Origin of the sequence: Aquincola tertiaricarbonis, from assembly GCF_023573145.1 — a bacterium.
GTDB lineage: Bacteria > Pseudomonadota > Gammaproteobacteria > Burkholderiales > Burkholderiaceae_C > Aquincola > Aquincola tertiaricarbonis_B.
Genome location: NZ_CP097636.1, coordinates 1,746,431 through 1,768,198, shown reverse-complemented (window position 1 = coordinate 1,768,198; position 21,768 = coordinate 1,746,431). Strand labels below are relative to the sequence as shown.

Genomic DNA, 21,768 nt, shown 5'->3' with positions numbered 1-21,768 from the left:
GGTGGCCATGCGATCATCGCCGCCCCCTGCCGCAGCAGCCGCGGGGCCCCGAAAGACCGACCCCAGGAACCACCTTGCAGACCGAGCGCCCGACGCCGCCCGCCCCGCCCGCGCCCCCTGCGCGCGACTTCTCCGCGCACACGCCCATGATGGCCCAGTACCTGGCCATCAAGGCGGACTTCCCCGACACGCTCGTCTTCTATCGCATGGGCGATTTCTACGAGCTGTTCTATGACGACGCGCGCAAGGCGAACCGGCTGCTGGACATCACGCTGACCACCCGCGGCCAGAGCGCCGGCCAGCCGGTGGTGATGGCTGGCGTGCCGGTGCACTCGGTGGAAAGCTACCTGGCCAAGCTCATCCGCATGGGCGAGGCGGTGGCGATCGCCGAGCAGGTGGGCGACGTGGCCACCGCCAAGGGGCCGGTGGAGCGCAAGGTGGTGCGGGTGGTGACGCCGGGCACAGTGACCGACACCGAGCTGCTGAGCGAGCGGGTGGACAGCCTGCTGCTGGCGATTGCGCGCCAGGGCAGCCGCTTCGGCCTGGCCTGGCTGGGCCTGGCCAGCGGTCGGCTGGGCCTGACCGAATGTGCCGAACGTGAACTGCCCGCCTGGCTGGCGCGGCTGGATGCGGCCGAGATCCTGGTCGACGGCGGCGAACTGCCGCCCTGCGTGCGCAGCAGCGGCGCCGCCCTCACCCAGCGCCCGGCCTGGCAGTTCGACGCCACGCTGGGCGCGCGCAAGCTGTGTGCGCAGCTGCAGGTGGCCAGCCTGGCCGGCTTCACTGCCCAGGCATTGACGGCCGCCCACGCTGCCGCCGCCGCGCTGCTGAGCTTTGCCGAGCACACCCAGAGCCAATCGCTGGCCCACGTGCAGACGGTGCAGGTGGAAAGCGCCACCGACCTGCTGGACCTGCCGCCCGCGACCCACCGCAACCTGGAACTCACCCAAACGCTGCGCGGCGAGAGCAGCCCCACGCTGCTGTCGCTGCTGGACAGCTGCAAGAGCGGCATGGGCAGCCGCGCGCTGCGGCACTGGCTCACGCACCCGCTGCGCGAGCGCAGCGTGGCCAGCGCGCGCCACCAGGCCATCGCGGCGCTGATCGAGCGCGACGCCGTCGAGCCGCTGCGCGAGGCGCTGCGCCACATCTGCGATGTCGAGCGCATCACCAGCCGCCTCGCGCTGCGCCAGGTGCGCCCGCGTGAGCTGTCGGGCCTGCGGTCCACGCTCGCCGGCCTGCCCCTGCTGCGCGCCGTGGTGCCGCCAGGCGCCGCGCCGTTGCTGGACGAACTGCGCCAGGCCTTGTCGCCCGACGAAGCGCTGGCCGCCCTGCTCACCCAGGCGGTGGCCGAAGAGCCCGCCGTGCTGCTGCGCGACGGCGGCGTGATCGCCCCCGGCTTCGATGCCGAGCTGGACGAGCTGCGCGCCATCAGCCAGAACTGCGATGCCTTTTTGCTGGACCTGGAAGCGCGTGAGCGCAGCCGCAGCGGCATCGGCAACCTGCGGGTGCAGTACAACAAGGTGCATGGCTTCTACATCGAGGTCACCAGCAGCTTCATCGACCGGGTGCCGGCCGACTACCAGCGCCGCCAGACGCTGAAGAACGCCGAGCGCTACATCACGCCCGAGCTGAAGGCCTTCGAGGACAAGGCGCTGTCCGCCCAAGACCGGGCGCTGGCCCGCGAGAAGTGGCTGTACGACCAGCTGCTGGCGGCGCTGCAGCCGCACCTGGCCACGCTGGCCGCGCTGGCGCAGGCCTTGAGCGGCCTGGACGCCCTGGCCGCGCTGGCCGAGCGCGCCACCACGCTGGGCTGGTGCCGGCCGCAGTTCGTCAGCCACCCCTGCCTGGAGATCGAGGCTGGCCGCCACCCGGTGGTGGAAGCCCGGCTGCGCGAGACCGGCGGCGGCGAGTTCATCGCCAACCATTGCCGGCTCGATGCCCGCACACGGATGCTGGTGATCACCGGCCCCAACATGGGCGGCAAGAGCACCTTCATGCGTCAGGTGGCCCTGATCGCGCTGCTGGCGGCGATGGGCTCCTACGTGCCCGCCACCGCCTGCCGGCTGGGGCCGATCGATGCCATCCACACCCGCATCGGCGCCGCCGACGACCTGGCCAATGCGCAGTCCACCTTCATGCTGGAGATGACGGAGGCCGCCGCCATCGTGCACGGCGCCACCGAGCACAGCCTGGTGCTGATGGACGAGATCGGCCGCGGCACCAGCACCTTCGACGGCCTGGCGCTGGCCGGCGCCATCGCCAGCCACCTGCACGACCGCAACCGCGCCTTCACGCTGTTCGCCACCCACTACTTCGAGCTGACGGCCTTTCCGGCCAAGCATCCGCAGGCCATCAACGTGCACGTCAGCGCGGTGGAAAGCGGTCGCGACATCGTCTTCCTGCACGAGATCGAGCCCGGCCCCGCCAGCCGCAGCTACGGCGTGCAGGTGGCCCAACTGGCGGGCATGCCCAAGTCGCTGATAAGGCAGGCGCGCGCCGCGCTGGAAGCGCTGGAGGCGCAGCAGCAGGCCGGCAACGCGCAGGTGGACTTGTTCGCGCCGCCGCCCGCACCCGCCATGCCGCCGGCCGCCAGCGTGGTGGAAGAGGCGCTCGCCGAGCTGCAGCCTGATACCCTGTCGCCCCGCGAAGCCCTGGACGCGCTGTACCGGCTCAAGGCTCTACTGAACCCCATCACCGACATCACGCCATGACTTACTGCGTCGGCATCCGGCTCAACGCCGGCCTGGTCTTCCTGTCCGACTCCCGCACCAACGCGGGCCTGGACCACATCAGCACCTATCGCAAGATGATCATCTACGAGAAGGCGGACGACCGCTTCATGGTGCTGCTGTCGGCCGGCAACCTCAGCATCTCGCAGTCGGTGCGCGAGATGCTGCAGGTCGAGAAGATCGAGGGCCCGGTCGTCGACGGCAAGGAAACCGAGCCCATCACCATCTGGAACGCCAAGAGCATGTTCGACGCCGCCCGCGTGCTGGGCGCCACCGTGCGCCGGGTGTTCGAGCAGGACGGCCGCGCCCTCAAGGCCGCGGGCATCGACTTCAACGCCAGCTTCATCTTCGGCGGCCAGATCAAGGGCGAGGCCATGCGCCTGTTCCTGGTGTATTCGGCCGGCAACTTCATCGAAGCCACCGGCGAGACCTGCTACTACCAGGTGGGCGAGAGCAAGTACGGCAAGCCCATCCTCGACCGCGTGATCACGCCCAACACGCCGTTGAACCAGGCCGCCAAGTGCGCGCTGGTGTCGATGGACTCCACGCTCAAGAGCAACCTGTCGGTGGGGCTGCCGCTGGACCTGCTGGTCTACCGCGAGGGCGAGTTCAAGAGCGACGACATCGTCTGCATCGACGACAAGAACCCCTACTTCCGCATGATCCACGAGACCTGGGGCCAGCGGCTGCACGAGGTGTTCCAGGGCATCGACGACCCGCGCTGGGACGGTGGCGACACGCCCCATCCGATGATGGTGCGCAGCGCCCGTTATGAGCCGATGCGCAAGATCACCCACCCGGGCGAACGCATCCTCTGAAGGACCTTGCCGCCGCCGCCCGCATGTCGCGCACCATCGTCTTCTCGCACGGCAACAGCTTTCCCGCCGGCACCTACCGGTTGATGTTCGAGCGCTGGCGCGCCGCCGGCTGGCGGGTGGTGGCGGTGGACCGCTTCGGCCACGACCCGGCCTATCCGGTGACCAGCAACTGGCCGCACCTGCGCGACCAGCTCATCCACTTCATCGAGCGCGAGGTGCCGGCCGCTGAACGGCCGCCGGTGCTGGTGGGCCATTCGCTGGGCGGCATGCTCAGCCTGCTGGCGGCCAGCCGCCGCCCCGACCTGGCCGGCGGCCTGGTGATGCTGGATTCGCCGGTGGTCACCGGATGGCGTGCGCACAGCCTGCGCGTCGTCAAGGCGGCCCGGCTGCTGCCGCGCATCTCGCCCGGGCGCGTGGCCCAGCGGCGGCGCTGCGAATGGCCCAACCGCGAGGCGGTGCACCAGCATTTCGCGGGCAAGCCGGTGTTCGCGCGCTGGGACCCGCGGGTGCTGGCCGACTACGTGGCCAGCGGCTTCACCGAAGCGGGCGGCAAGACGGTGCTGGCCTTCCAGCGCGAGATCGAGACCCGCATCTACAACACCCTGCCGCATCACCTGGGCGCGGTGCTGCGCCGGCATCCGGTGCGCTGCAAGGTGGCCTTCATCGCCGGCACGCAATCGGCCGAGATGCGCCAGGGCGGCAGCGAGGCCGCCCGCGCCCTGGCCGGCGAGCGCTTTGTGTGGACCGAGGGCACCCACCTGTACCCCATGGAAAAGCCCGAGGCCACGGCCGACGAGGTGCTGCGGCTCATTCAGGCCTTCGCTTGACGCGCCCAAGGCCGGAACCGTCAGCCTGTTCGCCTACAATCGCGCTTTACCAGCAAGGCATTCGCGCGGCGACGTCGGCCGAATGCAGCACGACATGACCAAGTTCGTCTTCGTCACCGGTGGCGTGGTGTCCTCGCTCGGCAAGGGCATCGCTTCGGCCTCCCTGGCCGCGATCCTCGAATCGCGCGGCCTCAAGGTGACCCTCATCAAGCTCGACCCGTACCTGAACGTCGATCCAGGCACGATGAGCCCCTTCCAGCATGGCGAAGTGTTCGTCACCGACGACGGGGCGGAAACCGACCTCGACCTCGGCCACTACGAGCGCTTCATCAGCACGCGGATGAAGCGGGCCAACAACTTCACCGCCGGCCAGATCTACAAGACCGTGCTCGAGAAGGAGCGCCGCGGCGACTACCTCGGCAAGACGGTGCAGGTGATCCCGCACGTCACCAACGAGATCCAGGACTTCGTGCGCCGCGGCGCGGCGAACGTCGATGTCGCCATCGTCGAGATCGGCGGCACCGTGGGCGACATCGAGTCGCTGCCCTTCCTGGAAGCCGTGCGCCAGCTCAGCCTGCGCTCGGGCGCCAACAACTCGGCCTTTGTGCACCTCACCTACGTGCCCTACATCGCGGCCGCCGGTGAGCTCAAGACCAAGCCCACGCAGCACACGGTCGAGAAGATGCGCGCCATCGGCATCCAGCCCGATGCGCTGCTGTGCCGCGCCGACCGCGCGGTGCCTGATGAAGAGCGCGACAAGATCTCGCTCTTCACCAACGTGGCACCGGCCGGCGTTATCTCGATGTGGGACGTGGACACCATCTACAAGGTGCCCCGCATGCTGCACGAGCAGGGCCTGGACGAGCTGATCTGCATGAAGCTGCAGTTGCTCACCAAGCCGGCCGACCTGCGCCGCTGGGACCACCTCGTCAACGAGGTGACGCATCCCAAGCACGAGGTCACCATCGCCATGTGCGGCAAGTACACCGAGCTGTCCGACTCGTACAAGTCGCTCAACGAGGCGCTGCGCCATGCCGGCATCCACAACCATGCCCGCGTGAAGATCGAGTACGTCGACGCCGAGAGCCTGGAAGAAGGCAAGGCCGACGCGCTGGCCCAGTACGACGCCATCCTGGTGCCCGGCGGCTTTGGCAAGCGCGGCGTGGAAGGCAAGATCCTGGCCGCGCAATACGCCCGCGAGCACAAGATCCCCTACCTGGGCATCTGCCTGGGCATGCAGGTGGCCACCATCGAGGTGGCCCGCCACCTGGCCGGCCTCGAGAACGCCAACAGCACCGAATTCGACGCCAGCACGCCGCACCCGGTGATCGCGCTGATCGACGAATGGCAGGACAGCGACGGCACCATCCAGAAGCGCGACGCCAACTCCGACCTGGGCGGCACGATGCGCCTGGGCGCACAAAGCTCCGACGTGGCGCCCGGCACGCTGGCCTGGCAGATCTACGGCCCGGTGGTCACCGAGCGCCACCGCCACCGCTATGAAGCCAACGAGCACTACCTCGACCGGCTGCGCAACGCCGGCCTGGTGATCTCGGCCATCACCCAGCGCGAGAAGCTCACCGAGATCGTCGAGCTGCCGCAGGACGTGCACCCCTGGTTCGTCGGCGTGCAGTTCCACCCCGAGTTCAAGAGCACGCCCTGGGACGGCCACCCGCTGTTCACCAGCTACGTGAAGGCCGCGCTCGACCACAAGACCGCCCGCCGCGCCCCGGCCGGTGAAGGTCGCAAGGAAACCGCATGAAGCTCTGTGGCTTCGACGTCGGCCTGGACCGGCCCTTCTTCCTGATCGCCGGCCCCTGCGTCATCGAGAGCGAGCAGCTCCAGATCGACGTCGCCGGCCAGTTGAAGGAGATGACCGCCGCGCTGGGCATCCCCTTCATCTTCAAGTCCAGCTTCGACAAGGCCAACCGCTCCAGCGGCAGCACCTTCCGCGGCCCGGGCATGGACAAGGGCCTGGAGATCCTGGCCAAGGTCAGGCAGCAGCTTGGCGTGCCGGTGATCACCGACGTGCACACCGAGGCCGACGTGCCTGCGGTGGCCGCCGTGGTCGATGTGCTGCAGACGCCCGCCTTCCTGTGCCGGCAGACCGATTTCATCCGCGCCGTCGCGCAAAGCGGCAAGCCGGTGAACATCAAGAAGGGCCAGTTCCTGGCGCCGGCCGACATGAAGAACGTCATCCAGAAAGCCCGCGACGCCGCCCGCGAGAAGGGCCTGCCGGAAGACAACTTCCTGGCCTGCGAACGGGGCGTGAGCTTCGGCTACAACAACCTGGTGTCGGACATGCGCAGCCTGGCCATCATGCGCGACACCGGCGCGCCGGTGGTCTTCGACGCCACCCACAGCGTGCAGCTGCCGGGCGGCCAGGGCACCAGCAGCGGCGGCCAGCGCGAGTTCGTGCCGGTGCTGTCGCGTGCGGCCGTGGCCGTGGGCATCGCGGGCCTGTTCATGGAAACCCACCCCGATCCCGCCAAGGCGATGAGTGACGGCCCCAATGCCGTGCCGCTCAAGCACATGAAGGCGCTGCTGGAGCAGCTGGTCGCGCTGGACCGCGTGGTCAAGGCCCAGCCGCTGCTCGAAAACGACTTCAGCTGCTGACCCCCTACCCAGCCTGCCCCGCATGCCCAGCGCCTACATCATCGCCAACGTCGACGTCACCGATCCTGCGCAGTACGAGCAGTACCGCAAGCTGTCCACCCTGGCGATGCAGGCCCACGGCGCCGAGGTGTGCGTGCGCGGCGGCGCCGTCGAGGTGCTGGAAGGCGACTGGTCGCCCACCCGCCTGGTGGTGCTGAAGTTCCCCAGCCCGCAAGCCGCGCGGGCCTTCTACGACTCCACCGAATACAGCCACGCCCGGGCCGCGCGCGAGGGCGCGGCCGTCATGCGCATGGTGATGGTCGAAGGCGTCTGAACAAGCAGTATTTCCATCCATCGTTCTTGAGGAGATCCCCATGAGTGCCATCGTCGACATCGTCGGACGCGAGATCCTGGACAGCCGCGGCAACCCGACGGTCGAATGCGACGTGCTGCTGGAAAGCGGCACGATGGGCCGCGCGGCCGTGCCCAGCGGTGCCTCGACCGGCTCGCGCGAAGCCATCGAGCTGCGCGACGGTGACAAGGGCCGCTACCTGGGCAAGGGCGTGCTGAAGGCCGTCGAGCACGTGAACACCGAGATCAGCGAAGCCGTGCTGGGCCTGGACGCCTCGGAACAGGCCTTCCTGGACAAGACGCTGATCGACCTCGACGGCACCGACAACAAGAGCCGCCTGGGCGCCAACGCGATGCTGGCCGTGAGCATGGCCGTGGCCCGCGCCGCCGCTGAAGAATCGGGCCTGCCGCTGTACCGCTACTTCGGTGGCATGGGTGGCATGAGCCTGCCGGTGCCGATGATGAACGTCATCAACGGTGGCGCACACGCCAACAACAGCCTCGACCTGCAGGAGCTGATGATCATCCCCGTGGGCGCGCCGAGCTTCCGCGAGGCCGTGCGCTGGGGCGCCGAAACCTTCCATGCGCTCAAGAAGATCATCGGCGACAAGGGCCTGCCCACCGCCGTGGGCGACGAAGGCGGCTTTGCGCCCAGCGTCGAGAGCCATGAGGCCGCGATCCAGATGATCCTGCAGGCCATCGAGAAGGCCGGCTACAAGCCCGGCGAGCAGATCGCCCTGGGCCTGGACTGCGCCGCCAGCGAGTTCTACCACGACGGCAAGTACGTGCTGGAAGGCGAAGGCGGCATCAAGCTGGCCGCCGCCGAATGGACCGCCATGCTGGCCACCTGGTGCGACAAGTACCCGATCGTCTCGATCGAGGACGGCATGCACGAAGGCGACTGGGACGGCTGGAAGCTGCTGACCGAGCGCCTGGGCAAGAAGGTGCAGCTGGTGGGCGACGACCTGTTCGTCACCAACACCAAGATCCTGAAGGAAGGCATCGACAAGGGCATTGCCAACTCGATCCTCATCAAGATCAACCAGATCGGCACGCTGACCGAGACCTTCGCCGCCATCGAGATGGCCAAGCGCGCCGGCTACACCGCGGTGATCAGCCACCGCTCGGGCGAGACGGAAGACTCGACCATCGCCGACATCGCCGTGGGCACCAACGCCGGCCAGATCAAGACCGGCTCGATGAGCCGCAGCGATCGCATGGCCAAGTACAACCAGCTGCTGCGCATCGAAGAAGACCTGGGCGACGTGGCCGCCTACCCCGGCAAGGCCGCGTTCTACAACGTCCGCTGAGCGGACGCTGCAGCGCAACCATCATGAGGTGGATCACCCTGGCCCTGCTGGCGCTGCTGGCGCTGGTGCAGGCCGAACTCTGGTTCGGCAAGGGGGGTATGCCGTACGTGGTGGCGCTGCAGACCCAGCTCGAGACGCAAAAGGCCGCCAACCGCGCGGCCACGCTGCGCAACGAGCAGCTGGCCGCCGAGGTCAGTGACCTGAAGGACGGCCTGGAGATGGTCGAGGAAAAGGCCCGTGCCGAGCTGGGCATGGTCAAGCCCGACGAGATCCTGGTGCAGGTGGCTTCGCCGCGCCGATAGCCACCCGCCCACTGCCACGATGAGTGACTTGCAGGCGGCCTGGGCCGCCGCTTTTCTGCCCGCGTTTTCGCCGGCATTCAGCGCCTGGGGCAGCCCCGTCACCTGGGCCGAGATCCTGGCCTTCGGCCTGGCGGTGTGGATGGTCGTCCTCAACATGCGCGTCAACCCGCTGGCCTGGCCGCTGGCCATGGCCAGCTCGGTGCTCTACGGCGCGCTGTTCCTGCAATACGGCCTCTATGGCGAGGCCGGCCTGCAGGTGGTCTTCGTGCTGGTGGCGGCGTGGGGCTGGTGGCAATGGCTGCACGGCCAACAGGCCGGCGGCCAGGCCTTGCAGGTGCGCCACCTCAGCCCGCGCGGCCGCTGGACCGCGGTGCTGGCCACCCTGGCCGCATGGCCCTTGATGGGCTGGCTGCTGGCCCGCCACACCGACAGCACCGTGCCCTGGCTGGACGCCTTTCCCACCGTCGGCAGCCTGCTGGGCCAGTGGCTGCTGGGCCGGCAGTACGTGGAGAACTGGCCGGCCTGGGTGGTGGTGAACGTGGTCAGCGTCGCGCTGTTCGCGGTCAAGGGCCTGTGGCTCACCGTGCTGCTGTATGCCGTGTTCGCCGTGATGGCGGTGCTGGGCTGGCGCGGCTGGGCCGCACGCGCGGCCGCGGCCGCGGCCCGCACCTGAACGATGGGCGGCCTTCATGAGCACGGGTGATTCTTCGCGCGTCATCGCCCTGCTGGGCGCTGAGAGCACCGGCAAGTCCGACCTGGCCGACGCCCTGGCCCGCCGGCTGCGCAGGGTGCAGCCCTGCACCGCGGTGCCGGAGTACCTGCGCGAATGGTGCGACACCCACGAGCGCACGCCCGATCCGCGGGAGCAGCACCACATCGCCGCCGAGCAGCAACGCCGCATCGAGGCCGCCCTGGCCCTGGCGCCCGACATGCTGGTGGTGGCCGACACCACGCCGCTGATGACGGCGGTGTACAGCGAGTTCGTGTTCCAGGACCACGGCCTCTACGGCGCGGCCTTGCACTGGCAACAACAGGCCGTGGGCCTGACGCTGGTGACGGCGCTCGACCTGCCCTGGTTGCCCGATGGCCTGCAGCGCGACGGCCCCCAGGTGCGCGAACCGGTGGACGCGCTGATCCGCGCTGCGTTGACATCGGCCGGCATTGCTTACGGCGTGGTGCACGGCGAAGGCCCGCGCCGGGTAGAAGCCGCCTTGCGCGCGGTGGTGCGCTGGCAGCCGGGTCTGGCGGCCGCGCTGGACGCCGGCATCATTGAGGACGCCGTCAGCGGCAGCCGCGTGCGCTGGCGCAGCCGCTGCCTCGATTGCCTGGACCCCGACTGCGAGCGGGTGCTGGCAGGGTCAGACTCAGTGCACCGATGAAGTCGGCGGCAGCTGGTCGCGCTCCGGCGTGAACAGGCCGCCCACATCCACCCGGTCGAAGTGGTACTGCAGGCCGCAGAACTCGCAGCCCACTTCCACGTTGGTGCCCCGCTCGGCCAGGATGCCGTCGATCTCTTCGCGGCCCAGGCTCTTGAGCATCGCGCCCACCCGCTCGCGCGAGCAGGAGCAGGCGAAGCGCGGGTGAAGCGGCTCAAAGCGCGCCACCTGCTCTTCCCAGAACAGGCGCCGCAGGATGGTGTCGGCATCCAGCGTCAGCAGCTCTTCCTTTGTCAACGTGGCCGCCAGATGGCTGATGCGGTTGAAGGCTTCGTTGATGCCGATCTCGTCCTCGTTGCGGCTGCCCAGGTTGCCTTCGCCTTCCACCGGCAGGCGCTGGATCAGCAGGCCGGCGGCCATGTCGTCATTGGCCGCCAGGATCAGCTTGGTGTCCAGCTGTTCGGACTGCAGCATGTAGTGCTCCAGCACCTCGCTCACCTGCTGCAACGGTTCACCGCGGTCGCCATGCAGCGCCACCACGCCCTGGTAGGCCTGCTGGCCGGGCTTCTTGTCGGCCGGGTCCAGCGTGATGGCGCAACGGCCCTGGCCGTTCACGTTCACCATCGCGGCCAGCCGCGCATCGGCCGGCACCTCACCCACCACCTTGGCGGTGGCACGGAAGCGCAGGTCGGGCTGCGCCTCCACCACCGCCAGCTTCACCGGGCCATCGCCCTGCACCTGCATCACCAGCGCGCCGTCGAACTTGATGTTGGACTGCATCAGCACGCCGGCGGCCGACATCTGGCCCAGCAGCTCACCCACCGGCGCCGGATAGGCGCCCAGCGTCTCGCGCCGGCGCAGCAGCTCGCGCCAGTCGTCGGTCAGACGCACCAGCATGCCCCGCACCGGCAGACCCTCAAACAAGAACTTGTGCAACTCACTCATCACCGGTGTCCTGGCGGCCCGCAAGAGCCCAAAAGGCAGAATTGTAGGAATGGAGCTTCGACAGCAAGCCTTGCGGGTCTTGAGCCTGCCCGAACCGGCCGACAAGGCCGCTGCCGCGCGCGCCCTGCACGAGGCCGCCGACGGCCTGCCGCTGGACACCCAGGCCACGCTGCCTGAGCCCGCCGGCCTGCCCGGCCGCCCCGCCCTGCCCCGCCTGGTGCCGCACACCAGCCTGCCGCGCCGCTCGCCCTTCACGCCCGAAGGCCGGGCTGCGCTGCTGCATGCCATCGCCCACATCGAGCTCAATGCCATCGACCTGGCGCTGGACGCGGTGTGGCGCTTTGCCGGCATGCCGGCGCTGTACTACCGCGACTGGCTGCGCGTGGCCAGCGAAGAGGCCTTGCACTTCACGCTGCTGCGCGAGCACCTGCTGGCCATGGGCTGGGACTACGGCCGCTTCGATGCGCATGACGGCCTGTGGTCCATGACCTGGCGCACCCGGCACGACGTGGTGGCCCGCATGGCGCTGGTGCCGCGCACGCTGGAAGCCCGCGGCCTGGACGCCACGCCGCCGCTGCAGGCCAAGCTGGCCAAGGCCGGCGACGAACGTGCGGTGGCCATCCTCGACATCATCCTGCGCGACGAGGTGGGCCACGTGGCCGTGGGCAACCGCTGGTACCGCTGGCTGTGCGAGCGCCAGGGCCTGGACCCGGTGAGCCACTATGCCCGGCTGGTGCGCGAGCACCAGGCGCCGCGGCTGCGCCCGCCTTTCAACCGCAGCGCACGCGAGCAGGCCGGCTTCACCGCCGAGGAACTGGCCGAGCTGGAGCGCCTGCCCTGAACCGGCGCCGGCGCCCGCCGGCCCCCTGTTGGAACAGGGCTTGCGAGCATCGGGACCGCCGAGCACCGCTCGTACACTTCCCTTCACCTTTTCATCCGTTCACTTCGCCATGACTGACCTTTCGACCCGACGATTCCTGCAACGCATGGGCATGATCGCCTGCGGCCTGGTGCTGGCCGCCTGCGGCAAGCAGGAACCGCCCGCGCCCGCCCCGGTGGCTTCGGCCCCTGAAGCCGCCTCGGCCCCGGCGCCCGCGCCGGCCAAGGTCTACACCGTCGGCACCGATGCCGCGTACGCCCCGTTCGAATCGCAGAACGACAAGGCCGAGATCGTCGGCTTCACCGTCGACGTGCTCAGCGCCGTGGCGCAGAAGGCCGGCTTCGAGGTGAAGTTCGTCAACACGCCGTGGGAAGGCATCTTCAACGCGCTGCAGCAGGGCGATCGCGACCTGCTGGCCTCGTCGATCACCATCACCGACGAGCGCAAGCAGACCATGGACTTCAGCTCGCCCTACTTCGACGCGGTGCAGCTGATCGCCGTCAAGCAAAGCAGCAAGGTCGCCAAGTTCGACGACCTGAAGAAGCTCAAGGTCGGCGTGCAGACCGGCACCACCGGCGATGAAGTGGTGACCAAGCTGCTGGGCAAGACCAGCGCCAACGTCAAGCGCTTCGAGTCGACCCCGCTGGCCCTGAAGGAACTGGAAGCCGGCGGCGTTGATGCCGTGGTGGCCGACAACGGCGTGGTCATTCACTACGTGGCCAACAACCCGGGCGCGCAGTTCAAGACCGTGGCCGACAGCAGCTTCGTGCCCGAGCAGTACGGCTTCGCCGTCAAGAAGGGCAACGCCGAGCTGCTGGGTCTGGTCAACAAGGGCATCGCCGACATCAAGGCCGACGGCACCTACGACAAGATCTACGCCAAGTACTTCGGCAACGCGCCGGCCGCTGAAGCCGCGGCTTCCGCCGCCTCCAAGTAAGCAGGGCGGAGACGACGGGTCGTGGATCTTCGTTGGGAAATTCTGGCCGGCTACGGCCCGTTGTTCATCTCAGGCCTGTTCATGACGGTGAAGCTCACCGTCGTGGCCATCGGCGTGGGGCTGCTGCTGGGCGTGGTGTTCGGGCTGATCAGCAGCTCGGCCGACGCGCCGCAGCCCAAGTCGGCGGTGCTGGCCGTGCTGCTCAAGCTGGCGCGGCTGGTCACGCTGGCCTACGTCACCTTCTTCCGCGGCACGCCGCTGTTCGTGCAGATCCTGCTGGTGCACTTCGCGGTGATGCCGACGCTGGTGCACCCCGAGCACGGACTGCTGCTGGCCGGTGAAGCGGCCCGCAGCTTCCGGCAGGAGTACGGTGCGTTCTTCTCGGGCGCGCTGGCGCTCACGCTCAATGCCGGCGCCTACATCTCCGAGATTTTCCGCGCCGGCATCCTGAGCATCCACCGCGGCCAGACGCAGGCGGCCTACAGCGTGGGCCTGACCCATGCGCAGGCGATGCGCCACGTGATCCTGCCGCAGGCCTTCCGCCGCATGATGCCGGCGCTGGTCAACGAAGGCGTCACGCTGATCAAGGACTCGTCGCTGGTCTCGGCCATCGGCCTGGCCGAGCTGGCCCTGGCAGCGCGCACGGTGGCCGGCGCCTATTCGCGCTACTGGGAACCGTACCTGCTGATCTCGGCGATCTACCTGATCCTGACGCTGTTGCTGGCCGGTCTGGCTAAACGTCTGGAAGCACCCGCGCACCTGCGCGGGAGGTGAATGGGAGCCCCTCGCCCGGCGGGTACGCCGGGCGATCCCCGTTTCAGCTGAAAAAGTAGCGCTTCAGGCCGGCCAGGATCATCTCCACCGCCACCGCGGTCAGCACCAGGCCCATCAGCTTCTCGATGGCGCTGACCATCGAAGCGCCCAGCCAGCGGCGCAGGCGGTCGGCCAGCAGCAGCACCACGCCGCTGATCGTCATCGCCACGGTCAGCGCGCCCACCCATTCCAGCAGCCGCTCCGGCTGGCGCGAGGCCAGCAGCAGCACCGTGGCCATCGCCGAAGGCCCGGCCAGCAGCGGCACCGCCAGCGGGAAGATGAAGGGCTCACGCGCCTGGCCCTCGGCGGCTGCATAGATCTCGCTGCCCGAGGCGAAGATCATCCGGATCGCGATGATCAGCAGGATCACGCCTCCGGCCACTTCGAGTGAGCGCTCCGACAGGTGCATCAGCGACAGGAAGCCCTGCCCGCCGACCATGAACAGTCCGAGCACGCAGAAGGCGATCACCACCTCTCGCACCGCCACCCGGGCGCGGCGCTCGGGCGCGACGTTGCGCATCACCGAAATGAAGATCGGCAGGCTGCCGAACGGGTCGAGCACCAGCAGCAGCAGCAGCAGCAGCGCGGAAACAAAGGTGTGGTCCATGGGCGGCGGATTGTGCCCTTGCTTACAGCCTGCACCGCCCTGGTGCCAGTGTTGTTTTCCCGCAGCGTCAACAGCTTGAAACCAGTCCGTATCCTCGTTTTCCTGAGGGGGCGCTCTTACACTTTGTCTGCGCGATTTGCACTGGTATGCAGTGCGGTTGCAAGCCAATTACTTCCTGAGAGGATCCCCATGAAGCGCACCCTGATCGTTGCTGCCGTGGCCGCCCTGGGCGCCAACGCTGCTCTGGCCCAGAGCTCCGTGACCGTGTTCGGCCGCGTGAACACCAGCGTCGAATACCAAAAGAACATCGCTGTCGACGGCAAGCAAGCCGTGCTGCAGAACAACGCTTCGCGCCTGGGTTTCAAGGGCACGGAAGATCTGGGTGGCGGCCTGAAGGCTGACTTCTACCTGGAGCACCGCTTCAACAGCGACACCGGCACCACCACCGGTGACTTCTGGTCGGGCGACGCCTGGGTTGGCCTGTCGGGCGGCTTCGGCAACATCCGCGCCGGTCGTCTGACCAGCGCCGCCTACTACGCCACTGCCGACTGGATCGGCATGCACAACCACGACACCGGCACGTCGGAAGACAAGCTGTACACCTACCTGAGCGGCAACAAGAACACGGTGTCGTACCAGACCCCGAACTTCGCCGGCTTCGTCGGTGAGTTCAGCGTGTCGGCCGGCGAAGGCGTGGACGACAACAAGGTTTACAACCTGGCCGGCAACTACGACGCGGGTCCTCTGCACCTGGGTGTGGGCTACGAGCGTCAAGCTGAATCGAAGAACAGCCAACTGGCTCTGCGTGCCGTTTACGAACTGGGCGCCTTCACCTTCGGCGGCTACTACCAACTGAGCGACCTTAAGGATCTGGGTGCCGCTCTGCGCGATCCGTCGTCCCGCGGCTTCGACGCTGGCAAGCGCAACCTGTTCCGCCTGGCCGGCATGTACACCCTGGGCGCTTCCGAGTTCCACGTGAACGTTGGCCGCGCTGACGACTGGGACAACGTGGACGGCTCCAAGGCCACCCAGTGGACCCTGGCCTACAACTACAACCTGTCCAAGCGCACCAAGGTCTATGCCTTCTACACGAAGGTCGACAACGGTCGCAACCTGAGCTACTTCGGTGCCACTGGCGCCAACGACACCGTGCTGGACCCCAGCTCGTTCGCCGTCGGTGTGCGTCACAACTTCTGATATCCGGTTCACCGGACCAGAACAGAAAACGGCCCTTCGGGGCCGTTTTTCATGGTTGTTTCGATCTCACCCTCGCGGATGGTGCCTGGCGTGCAGCGCCCGCAGCCGCTCGCGGGCTACGTGGGTGTAGATCGTGGTGGTGGAGATGTCGGCATGTCCAAGCAGCATCTGCACCGCGCGCAGGTCGGCGCCGTGGTTGAGCAGATGGGTGGCAAAGGCATGGCGCAGCGTGTGGGGTGAGATCGGCGTCGTGATGCCGGCCGCCAGCGCATGCTTCTTGACGATGTTCCAGAACATCTGCCGGGTCATGCCATCGCCGCGGGCAGTGACGAACAAGGCCTGCGTGGCCTGCCCCTGCAGGATGGCGGCACGCGCCTCGGCCAGGTAGCGGGTGATCCAGCCGTGCGCCTCGTCGCCGAAGGGCACCAGGCGCTCCTTCGAGCCCTTGCCGGTCACCCGCAGCACGCCTTCGGCCAGCCCCACCTGGATGGTCTGCAGCCCCACCAGCTCGCTCACGCGCAGGCCGCTGGCGTACATCAACTCCAGCATCGCGCGGTCGCGCAGGCCCAGCGGCTTGCCCACGTCGGGCGCCTGCAGCAGCGCCTCCACCTGCGATTCGCTCAGCGTCTTGGGCACCCGCATCGGCTGCTTGGCCATGCGCAGGCGCAGCGTGGGGTCGTCGGCCAGCAGATGCTCACGCAGCGCCCAGCGGTAGAAGCGCTTGAACACGGTCAGGCGCCGGTTGGCGCTGGTGGCCCGTGAGCCGGCGTGGCGCGCGGCCACGTAGCCCAGCAGGTCCACCTCGGTGGCCGCCGCCAGCGACTTGCGCGGCTCGGCGGCCAGCCAGTCGGCACAGCCTTGCAGGTCGCGGCGGTAGGCGGCCAGCGAATTGGCCGCCAGCCCGTCCTCGATCCACAGGGCGTCGATGAAGCGATCGATCAACGCCTGGCTGTCCTCACGCGGGCTCACTCCAGCGTGAGCTTCTGGGTCTGCACGACCTTCTTGTACACGTCGTACTCGGCGCGGATCTGGGCCGCGAATTCGTCCGGCGTGTTCAGCACCAGCAGCGAGCCGGTGTCCTCGATGCGCTTCTTCACATCGGGCAGTTCCACCGTCTTGCGCACGGCGGCATTGACCTTGTCCACCACGTCCTTGGACATGCCCTTGGGGCCCAGGAAGCCGTAGTACGCCATGCGGTTGGCGGCCTCCAGGCCCACTTCCTTGAAGGTGGGCACGTTGGGCAGCACGGCCAGGCGCTGCGGCGCGGCCACCACGATGGCGATCAGCCGGCCGTCCTTGATGAAGGGCAGCGCCGAGGGCAGGTTGTCGAACATGATGGGCACCTGCCCGGCCACCGTGTCGTTCAGCGCGGGGCCCGCGCCGCGGTACGGGATGTGGGTGATGAAGGTGCCGGTCAGGCTTTTGAACAGCTCGGTCTGCAGGTGGCCGATGCCGCCGGTGCCCGAAGTGGCATAGCTGTACTTGCCCGGGTTCTTCTTGATGACCTCGAGGAAGGTCTTGTAGTCCTTGGCGGGGAAGGACGGATGCACCACGATCACGTTGGGCGTGGCCGCGATGTTGATGATGGGCGTGAAGTCGGTGATCGGGTTGTAGCCGATCTTCGGGTTGATGGCCGGGTTGGACGCGGTGGTGGACACCGTGGCCATGCCCAGCGTGTAACCGTCGGGCTGGGCACGGATGAGTTCCAGCGCACCGATGGACCCGCCGCCGCCGCTCTTGTTCTCGACGACCAGGGTCTGGCCCAGGGCCTGGTTGGCCTTCTCGGAAACGACACGGGCGATGATGTCGGTGGTGCCGCCAGGGGCGAAGGGCACCACCATGCGCACAGGCTTGGCCGGGTACTGCTGGGCCGCGGCCGGCAGCGACAAGGGCAACACACTCACGGCGGCCAATGAAGCAAGGGCCTTGAGAGTCGTCCGTTTCATCGTAAGCAGCTCCTGAAAAATGAGCGGGAATTATGGGCTGCGCGCCAGGCGCGCCCGGGGGTGGCAGACTGCTTTGATGCACACCGCCCTGCTTTTGTTGCCTGACTTCCTGCTGATCGTGATCGGTTTCCTGCTTTGCCGTTACACGATGCTCGATCGCAGCGTGTGGGACGGGGCCGAACGGCTGGTGTATTACCTGCTGTTCCCGGTGCTGCTGTTCAACTCCATCGTGCGCAACCCGCTGCAGCCTTCGGCCCTGGCCACGCTGGGCCTGGCGGGCCTGGCGATCGTCGGCTGCGGCATTGCGCTGGCGCTGCTGCTGGGCCGCTGGCCGGGCGTCGACGCGCGTCTGCATGCCTCGGGCGCGCAGGTGGCCTTCCGCTTCAACTCGTACATGGCGCTGGCGCTGGCCGATCGGCTGGGCGGCGCGCCCGGTGTGGCGGCGGTGGCGCTGCTGGTGGCGGTGGCGGTGCCGGCCTGCAACATCGCGGCGGTCTGGCCGCTGGCCCGGCATGGCGGCCATGGCTTCTTGAAGGAGCTGCTGCGCAACCCCTTGATCATCGCCACCGTGGCCGGGCTGGTGGCCAGCCTGATGGGGCTGAAGCTGCCGGCGCCGGTGGCGCTGACGATGGAGCGCATCGGCCTGGCGGCCCTGCCCATCGGGCTGATGGCGGTGGGCGCCGGCCTGCGCTTCGGCGCGCTGCGCGATGCGCCGCGGCTGGCGGCGGCCCTGCTGGGCATACGCCACTTGGTACTTCCGCTGCTGGCGGTGGTGTTCGTGCGCTTCACCGACCTGCCGCCGCTGCAGCAGCTGGTGATCGTGGCCTTCTCGGCGCTGCCCACCGCTTCCAGCTGCTACGTGCTGGCGGCGCGCCTGGGCGGGCATGCCGGCTTCGTGGCCGGCCTGGTCACGGTGTCCACGCTGCTGGGCATGGCCAGCGTGCCGCTGGCGCTGGGCGCCTACGCGGCACTGGGGCCGGTGCCGGGCACGCCGCTGCGCTGAGCCAAAGCCCAGTCGATGTGCTCGCGCAGCAGCGGGCTGGCCCCCGGCTGCGCAGCCTGCAGCGCACGGGCAATCGCCTCATCGCCCCCTGCGCCAGTACCTGCACGCAGCGCATTGCCCATCGCCACCGCCAGGTTGCGCTGCCAGCGCGCATGGCCGATGCGGCGAATCGCGCTGCCCTCGGTGTGGCGCAGGAAGTCAGCTTCGGTCCAGGCCCAAAGCTGCAGCAGCGTCGGTTCGGCCAGCGCCGGCCGCAGGTCGAAGTCGGGCAGCACCGCGCGCTGGGCGAACTTGTTCCATGGGCAGGCCAGCTGGCAGTCGTCGCAGCCGTAGATGCGGTTGCCCATCGCCGGGCGCAGTGCCTCGGGGATCGGCCCGGCATGCTCGATCGTCAGGTACGAGATGCAGCGGCGTGCGTCCACCACCTGCGGCGCGACGATGGCCTGCGTGGGGCAGATGTCTAGACAGGCGCTGCAGCTGCCGCAGTGGGCGCTCTCGGGTTCGGTCAGCGGCAGCGGCACATCCACGAACAGCTCGCCCAGGAAGTACATCGAGCCCGCATCGCGCTTGAGCGACAACGTGTGCTTGCCGCGCCAGCCCAGGCCGCTGCGGGTGGCCAGCGCCACCTCCAGCACCGGGGCCGAGTCGGTGAAGGCGCGGTGGCCGAACGGGCCGATGGCCTCGGTGAGCCGATCGGCCAGCTTCTGCAAGCGTGAACGCAACACCTTGTGATAGTCGCGACCCCGCGCATACACCGACACGGTGGCCAGGCCCGGGGTGGCGATGCGCTGCCACTCCTGCTCGCGCCATGTCGGCGCGGTGTCACGTGGCAGGTAGTCCATGCGGGCGGTGATCACCCGCACCGTGCCGGGCACCAGCTCCTGCGGCCGGGCGCGCTTGAGGCCATGCGCGGCCATGTAATCCATCTCGCCATGGAAGCCGTTGTGCAGCCACTGCAGCAACCCGGGCTCCGCATCATGAAGGTCGATGCCAGCAACACCGATCTGGGAGAATCCCAGCTCCTTGGCCCAAGCGCGCAATTGCTCCAGCAGTGCCTGCCCGTCGATGTCGTGAAGACGCTCCCGCATCGCTCCATTCTAGAAACCCGCTTGCTGCACTGGCCCGACGAGGCCGCCTGCGAAGCCACCGCCCGTGCCCTGGCCGCCCAGCCCCTGCTGCGCGATGCCTTCATCGAACTGCACGGCCCGCTGGGCGCCGGCAAGACCACGCTGGTGCGCCACCTGCTGCGCGCGCTGGGCGTGCAGGGCCGCATCAAGAGCCCCACCTACGCGGTGCTCGAGCCCTATGAGCTGCCCGATGGCCTGGCCGTCTCGCACTTCGACTTCTACCGCTTCGAGGATGCCGCCGAATGGAGCGACGCCGGCTTTCGCGACGTGTTCGCGCAGCCGGGCCTGAAGCTGGCCGAGTGGCCCGAGAAGGTGGCCGATGCCTTGCCGCCGCCCGACCTGCGCATGGAACTTGAACCCCAAGAGGACGACCAACGCGCCGTGACCCTTCAAGCCCTGACTCCCCGCGGCCTTGCGCTGCTGCAAGCGCTGTGAGCCCGCGACTGACCAGCCGCCGCCATCTGCTGCGCCAGGCCGGCGGCCTGGTGCTGCTGCTGGGCGCGGCCGACCTGGCCTTCGGTGCCAGCATCGTGGCCGTGCGCGTGTGGCCGGCCGATGCCTACACCCGCGTGACGCTGGAAAGCGACCAGCCGCTGGCCGCCACCCACCAGCTGGTGACCGGACCCGACCGCCTGGTGGTCGACATCGAAGGCCTGGAGCTCAGCGCCCAGCTCAAGGAGCTGGTGGGCAAGGTGCGCAGCGACGATCCCTTCATTGCCGGCGTGCGCGTGGGCCAGTACCAGCCGCGCGTGGTGCGGCTGGTGATCGACCTCAAGCAGGCCACCGCGCCGCAGCAGTTCGCGCTGGCGCCGGTGGCGGCCTACCAGCACCGGCTGGTGTTCGACCTCTACCCCACGCAGCCGGTCGATCCGCTGCTGGCATTGATCCGCGAGAAGGAACAGTCCGAGCGCGCGGCCGCCCAGTCGGTGCAGGACGCACTGGGCGAGTTCATCGGCAAGGTGGGCTCGCAGCCGCCGGTGGCCGCTGCCCCCACGGCCCCGTCCTCCCCGGCGCCTCTGCCAGCGCCCGCCCCCGGCCCCACGCAGCCGCCGCTGGTGCCCCCGCCGCCGGTGGTGGCGGCCGCGCCGGTGCCGCCCCCGGCGCCCACTGCACCCGGCCCACGCGCCGCGCTGCAGAACAAGATCGACCGCCTGGTGATCGTGGCGCTGGACCCCGGCCATGGCGGCGAAGACCCCGGCGCCATCGGCCCCAGCGGCCTGCGCGAGAAGGACGTGGTGCTGCAGGTGGCGCTGCAACTGCGTGAACGCATCAATGCGATGCCCGGCATGCGCGCCTTCATGACGCGCGATGCCGACTTCTTCGTGCCGCTGGCCGAGCGGGTGCAAAAGGCGCGGCGGGTGCAGGCCGACCTCTTCGTCAGCATCCATGCCGATGCCTTCATCACGCCGCAGGCGCGGGGTGCCTCGGTGTTCGCCTTGTCGCAGGGCGGTGCCACCAGCACGGCGGCGCGCTGGATGGCCAACCGCGAGAACGCGGCCGACGTGGTGGGCGGCGTCAACCTGAAGTCGGCCGATGCGCAGGTGCTGCGCACGATGCTGGACATGAGCACCCATGCGCAGATCAAGGACAGCCTGCGCGTGGGCGGCGAGGTGCTGGGCGAGCTGGACCGCGTGGGCCGGCTGCACAAGCCCAAGGTGGAACAGGCCGGCTTCGCGGTGCTGAAGGCGCCCGACATCCCGAGCATCCTGGTCGAGACCGCCTTCATCTCCAACCCGGAGGAAGAAGACAAGCTGCGCAGCGCCGACTACCAGCGCCAGCTGGTCAAGGCCCTGGCCACCGGCATCCAGCGCTACTTCGCGAAGAACCCGCCGCTGGCGCGCAACCGGCAGCTGTGAACGGCGCCTGAGAAGGACCGGGGAGCCGCGAGCCCGGCATCAGGCGGCAGCAAAGCGTGAAATCCTGCTGCGTATGCGCAACAGCATGTGTGGCGCACTTCACGTCATGGCGCGAAATCCTGCGTCTCCACCCCGTGGGTCGGGGTGGT

22 protein-coding genes are annotated in these 21,768 nt (G+C 68.7%); 17 read left to right on the top strand and 5 right to left on the bottom strand.

What is annotated here, in order from left to right:
• Nucleotides 1-146: 146 nt before the first annotated feature.
• The 10 genes from mutS (at nt 147) to MW290_RS22405 (ending at nt 10,311) form a co-directional block, all read left to right on the top strand.
• The gene (gene mutS, locus MW290_RS22450) at nt 147-2,711 is read left to right on the top strand and encodes a DNA mismatch repair protein MutS (protein ID WP_250200086.1); all 2,565 of its coding nucleotides are present in this window, start codon (nt 147-149) and stop codon (nt 2,709-2,711) included.
• Nucleotides 2,708-3,547, top strand: coding sequence for a proteasome-type protease (locus tag MW290_RS22445; RefSeq protein WP_250199877.1), 840 nt, complete (start codon nt 2,708-2,710; stop codon nt 3,545-3,547). Before mutS ends, MW290_RS22445 begins: the two co-directional genes overlap by 4 nt.
• Nucleotides 3,548-3,570: 23 nt before the next feature.
• Nucleotides 3,571-4,374, top strand: coding sequence for an alpha/beta hydrolase (locus tag MW290_RS22440; protein ID WP_250199876.1), 804 nt, complete (start codon nt 3,571-3,573; stop codon nt 4,372-4,374).
• Nucleotides 4,375-4,468: 94 nt separating this feature from the next.
• Nucleotides 4,469-6,136, top strand: a complete 1,668-nt coding sequence (pyrG, locus tag MW290_RS22435; RefSeq protein WP_250199875.1) for a CTP synthase — start codon at nt 4,469-4,471, stop codon at nt 6,134-6,136.
• Nucleotides 6,133-6,990, top strand: coding sequence for a 3-deoxy-8-phosphooctulonate synthase (gene kdsA / locus MW290_RS22430; protein ID WP_250199874.1), 858 nt, complete (start codon nt 6,133-6,135; stop codon nt 6,988-6,990). The genes pyrG and kdsA overlap by 4 nt, the downstream gene beginning before the upstream one ends.
• Before the next feature lie 22 nt (nt 6,991-7,012).
• Nucleotides 7,013-7,303 carry a DUF1330 domain-containing protein gene (locus tag MW290_RS22425; RefSeq protein ID WP_250199873.1) on the top strand — a complete coding sequence of 97 codons (291 nt, stop codon included), beginning with the start codon at nt 7,013-7,015 and terminating at the stop codon, nt 7,301-7,303.
• Nucleotides 7,304-7,343: 40 nt separating this feature from the next.
• Nucleotides 7,344-8,630, top strand: coding sequence for a phosphopyruvate hydratase (eno, locus tag MW290_RS22420; RefSeq protein WP_250199872.1), 1,287 nt, complete (start codon nt 7,344-7,346; stop codon nt 8,628-8,630).
• Between the two features lie 23 nt (nt 8,631-8,653).
• The gene (ftsB, locus tag MW290_RS22415; protein ID WP_250199871.1) at nt 8,654-8,932 is read left to right on the top strand and encodes a cell division protein FtsB; all 279 of its coding nucleotides are present in this window, start codon (nt 8,654-8,656) and stop codon (nt 8,930-8,932) included.
• Between the two features lie 19 nt (nt 8,933-8,951).
• Complete coding sequence (pnuC, locus tag MW290_RS22410) at nt 8,952-9,605, top strand: nicotinamide riboside transporter PnuC (protein WP_250199870.1); 654 nt, start codon at nt 8,952-8,954, stop codon at nt 9,603-9,605.
• 16 nt (nt 9,606-9,621) lie between these two features.
• Nucleotides 9,622-10,311, top strand: a complete 690-nt coding sequence (locus MW290_RS22405) for an AAA family ATPase (protein ID WP_250199869.1) — start codon at nt 9,622-9,624, stop codon at nt 10,309-10,311.
• Here the strand turns inward: MW290_RS22405 and hslO are convergent.
• Entirely contained in the window at nt 10,297-11,253 is a 957-nt protein-coding gene (gene hslO / locus MW290_RS22400) for an Hsp33 family molecular chaperone HslO (RefSeq protein ID WP_250199868.1), read from the bottom strand. The two genes, MW290_RS22405 and hslO, sit on opposite strands and share 15 nt — an antisense overlap.
• A gap of 49 nt (nt 11,254-11,302) precedes the next feature.
• Between hslO and MW290_RS22395 the strand changes: the two genes are divergently transcribed.
• The 3 genes from MW290_RS22395 (at nt 11,303) to MW290_RS22385 (ending at nt 13,844) form a co-directional block, all read left to right on the top strand.
• Nucleotides 11,303-12,094, top strand: coding sequence for a ferritin-like domain-containing protein (locus MW290_RS22395; RefSeq protein ID WP_250199867.1), 792 nt, complete (start codon nt 11,303-11,305; stop codon nt 12,092-12,094).
• 109 nt (nt 12,095-12,203) lie between these two features.
• The gene (locus tag MW290_RS22390) at nt 12,204-13,070 is read left to right on the top strand and encodes a basic amino acid ABC transporter substrate-binding protein (protein WP_250199866.1); all 867 of its coding nucleotides are present in this window, start codon (nt 12,204-12,206) and stop codon (nt 13,068-13,070) included.
• A gap of 21 nt (nt 13,071-13,091) precedes the next feature.
• Nucleotides 13,092-13,844 (top strand): amino acid ABC transporter permease, encoded by a 753-nt coding sequence (locus MW290_RS22385; RefSeq protein ID WP_250199865.1) that lies wholly within the window; start codon nt 13,092-13,094, stop codon nt 13,842-13,844.
• 43 nt (nt 13,845-13,887) lie between these two features.
• Here the strand turns inward: MW290_RS22385 and MW290_RS22380 are convergent, their stop codons facing one another.
• Nucleotides 13,888-14,490, bottom strand: coding sequence for a MarC family protein (locus MW290_RS22380; protein ID WP_250199864.1), 603 nt, complete (start codon nt 14,488-14,490; stop codon nt 13,888-13,890).
• Between the two features lie 189 nt (nt 14,491-14,679).
• Here MW290_RS22380 and MW290_RS22375 point away from each other — a divergent pair, with 189 nt between their 5' ends.
• Complete coding sequence (locus MW290_RS22375; protein ID WP_250199863.1) at nt 14,680-15,687, top strand: porin; 1,008 nt, start codon at nt 14,680-14,682, stop codon at nt 15,685-15,687.
• Between the two features lie 66 nt (nt 15,688-15,753).
• Here MW290_RS22375 and xerD read toward each other — a convergent pair whose 3' ends face one another.
• Nucleotides 15,754-16,656 carry a site-specific tyrosine recombinase XerD gene (gene xerD / locus MW290_RS22370; protein WP_250199862.1) on the bottom strand — a complete coding sequence of 301 codons (903 nt, stop codon included), beginning with the start codon at nt 16,654-16,656 and terminating at the stop codon, nt 15,754-15,756.
• The gene (locus tag MW290_RS22365; RefSeq protein ID WP_250199861.1) at nt 16,653-17,633 is read right to left on the bottom strand and encodes a tripartite tricarboxylate transporter substrate binding protein BugE; all 981 of its coding nucleotides are present in this window, start codon (nt 17,631-17,633) and stop codon (nt 16,653-16,655) included. Before MW290_RS22365 ends, xerD begins: the two co-directional genes overlap by 4 nt.
• A gap of 76 nt (nt 17,634-17,709) precedes the next feature.
• On the opposite strand from MW290_RS22365, the gene MW290_RS22360 reads away from it, so the two are divergent.
• Nucleotides 17,710-18,636 (top strand): AEC family transporter, encoded by a 927-nt coding sequence (locus MW290_RS22360; RefSeq protein WP_250199860.1) that lies wholly within the window; start codon nt 17,710-17,712, stop codon nt 18,634-18,636.
• Here MW290_RS22360 and queG read toward each other — a convergent pair.
• Nucleotides 18,594-19,724, bottom strand: a complete 1,131-nt coding sequence (gene queG, locus MW290_RS22355; RefSeq protein WP_250199859.1) for a tRNA epoxyqueuosine(34) reductase QueG — start codon at nt 19,722-19,724, stop codon at nt 18,594-18,596. The two genes, MW290_RS22360 and queG, sit on opposite strands and share 43 nt — an antisense overlap.
• Before the next feature lie 24 nt (nt 19,725-19,748).
• Between queG and tsaE the strand changes: the two genes are divergently transcribed.
• The gene (gene tsaE / locus MW290_RS22350; protein ID WP_250200085.1) at nt 19,749-20,198 is read left to right on the top strand and encodes a tRNA (adenosine(37)-N6)-threonylcarbamoyltransferase complex ATPase subunit type 1 TsaE; all 450 of its coding nucleotides are present in this window, start codon (nt 19,749-19,751) and stop codon (nt 20,196-20,198) included.
• Nucleotides 20,195-21,619 carry an N-acetylmuramoyl-L-alanine amidase gene (locus MW290_RS22345; protein ID WP_250199858.1) on the top strand — a complete coding sequence of 475 codons (1,425 nt, stop codon included), beginning with the start codon at nt 20,195-20,197 and terminating at the stop codon, nt 21,617-21,619. The genes tsaE and MW290_RS22345 overlap by 4 nt, the downstream gene beginning before the upstream one ends.
• Nucleotides 21,620-21,768: the final 149 nt, after the last annotated feature.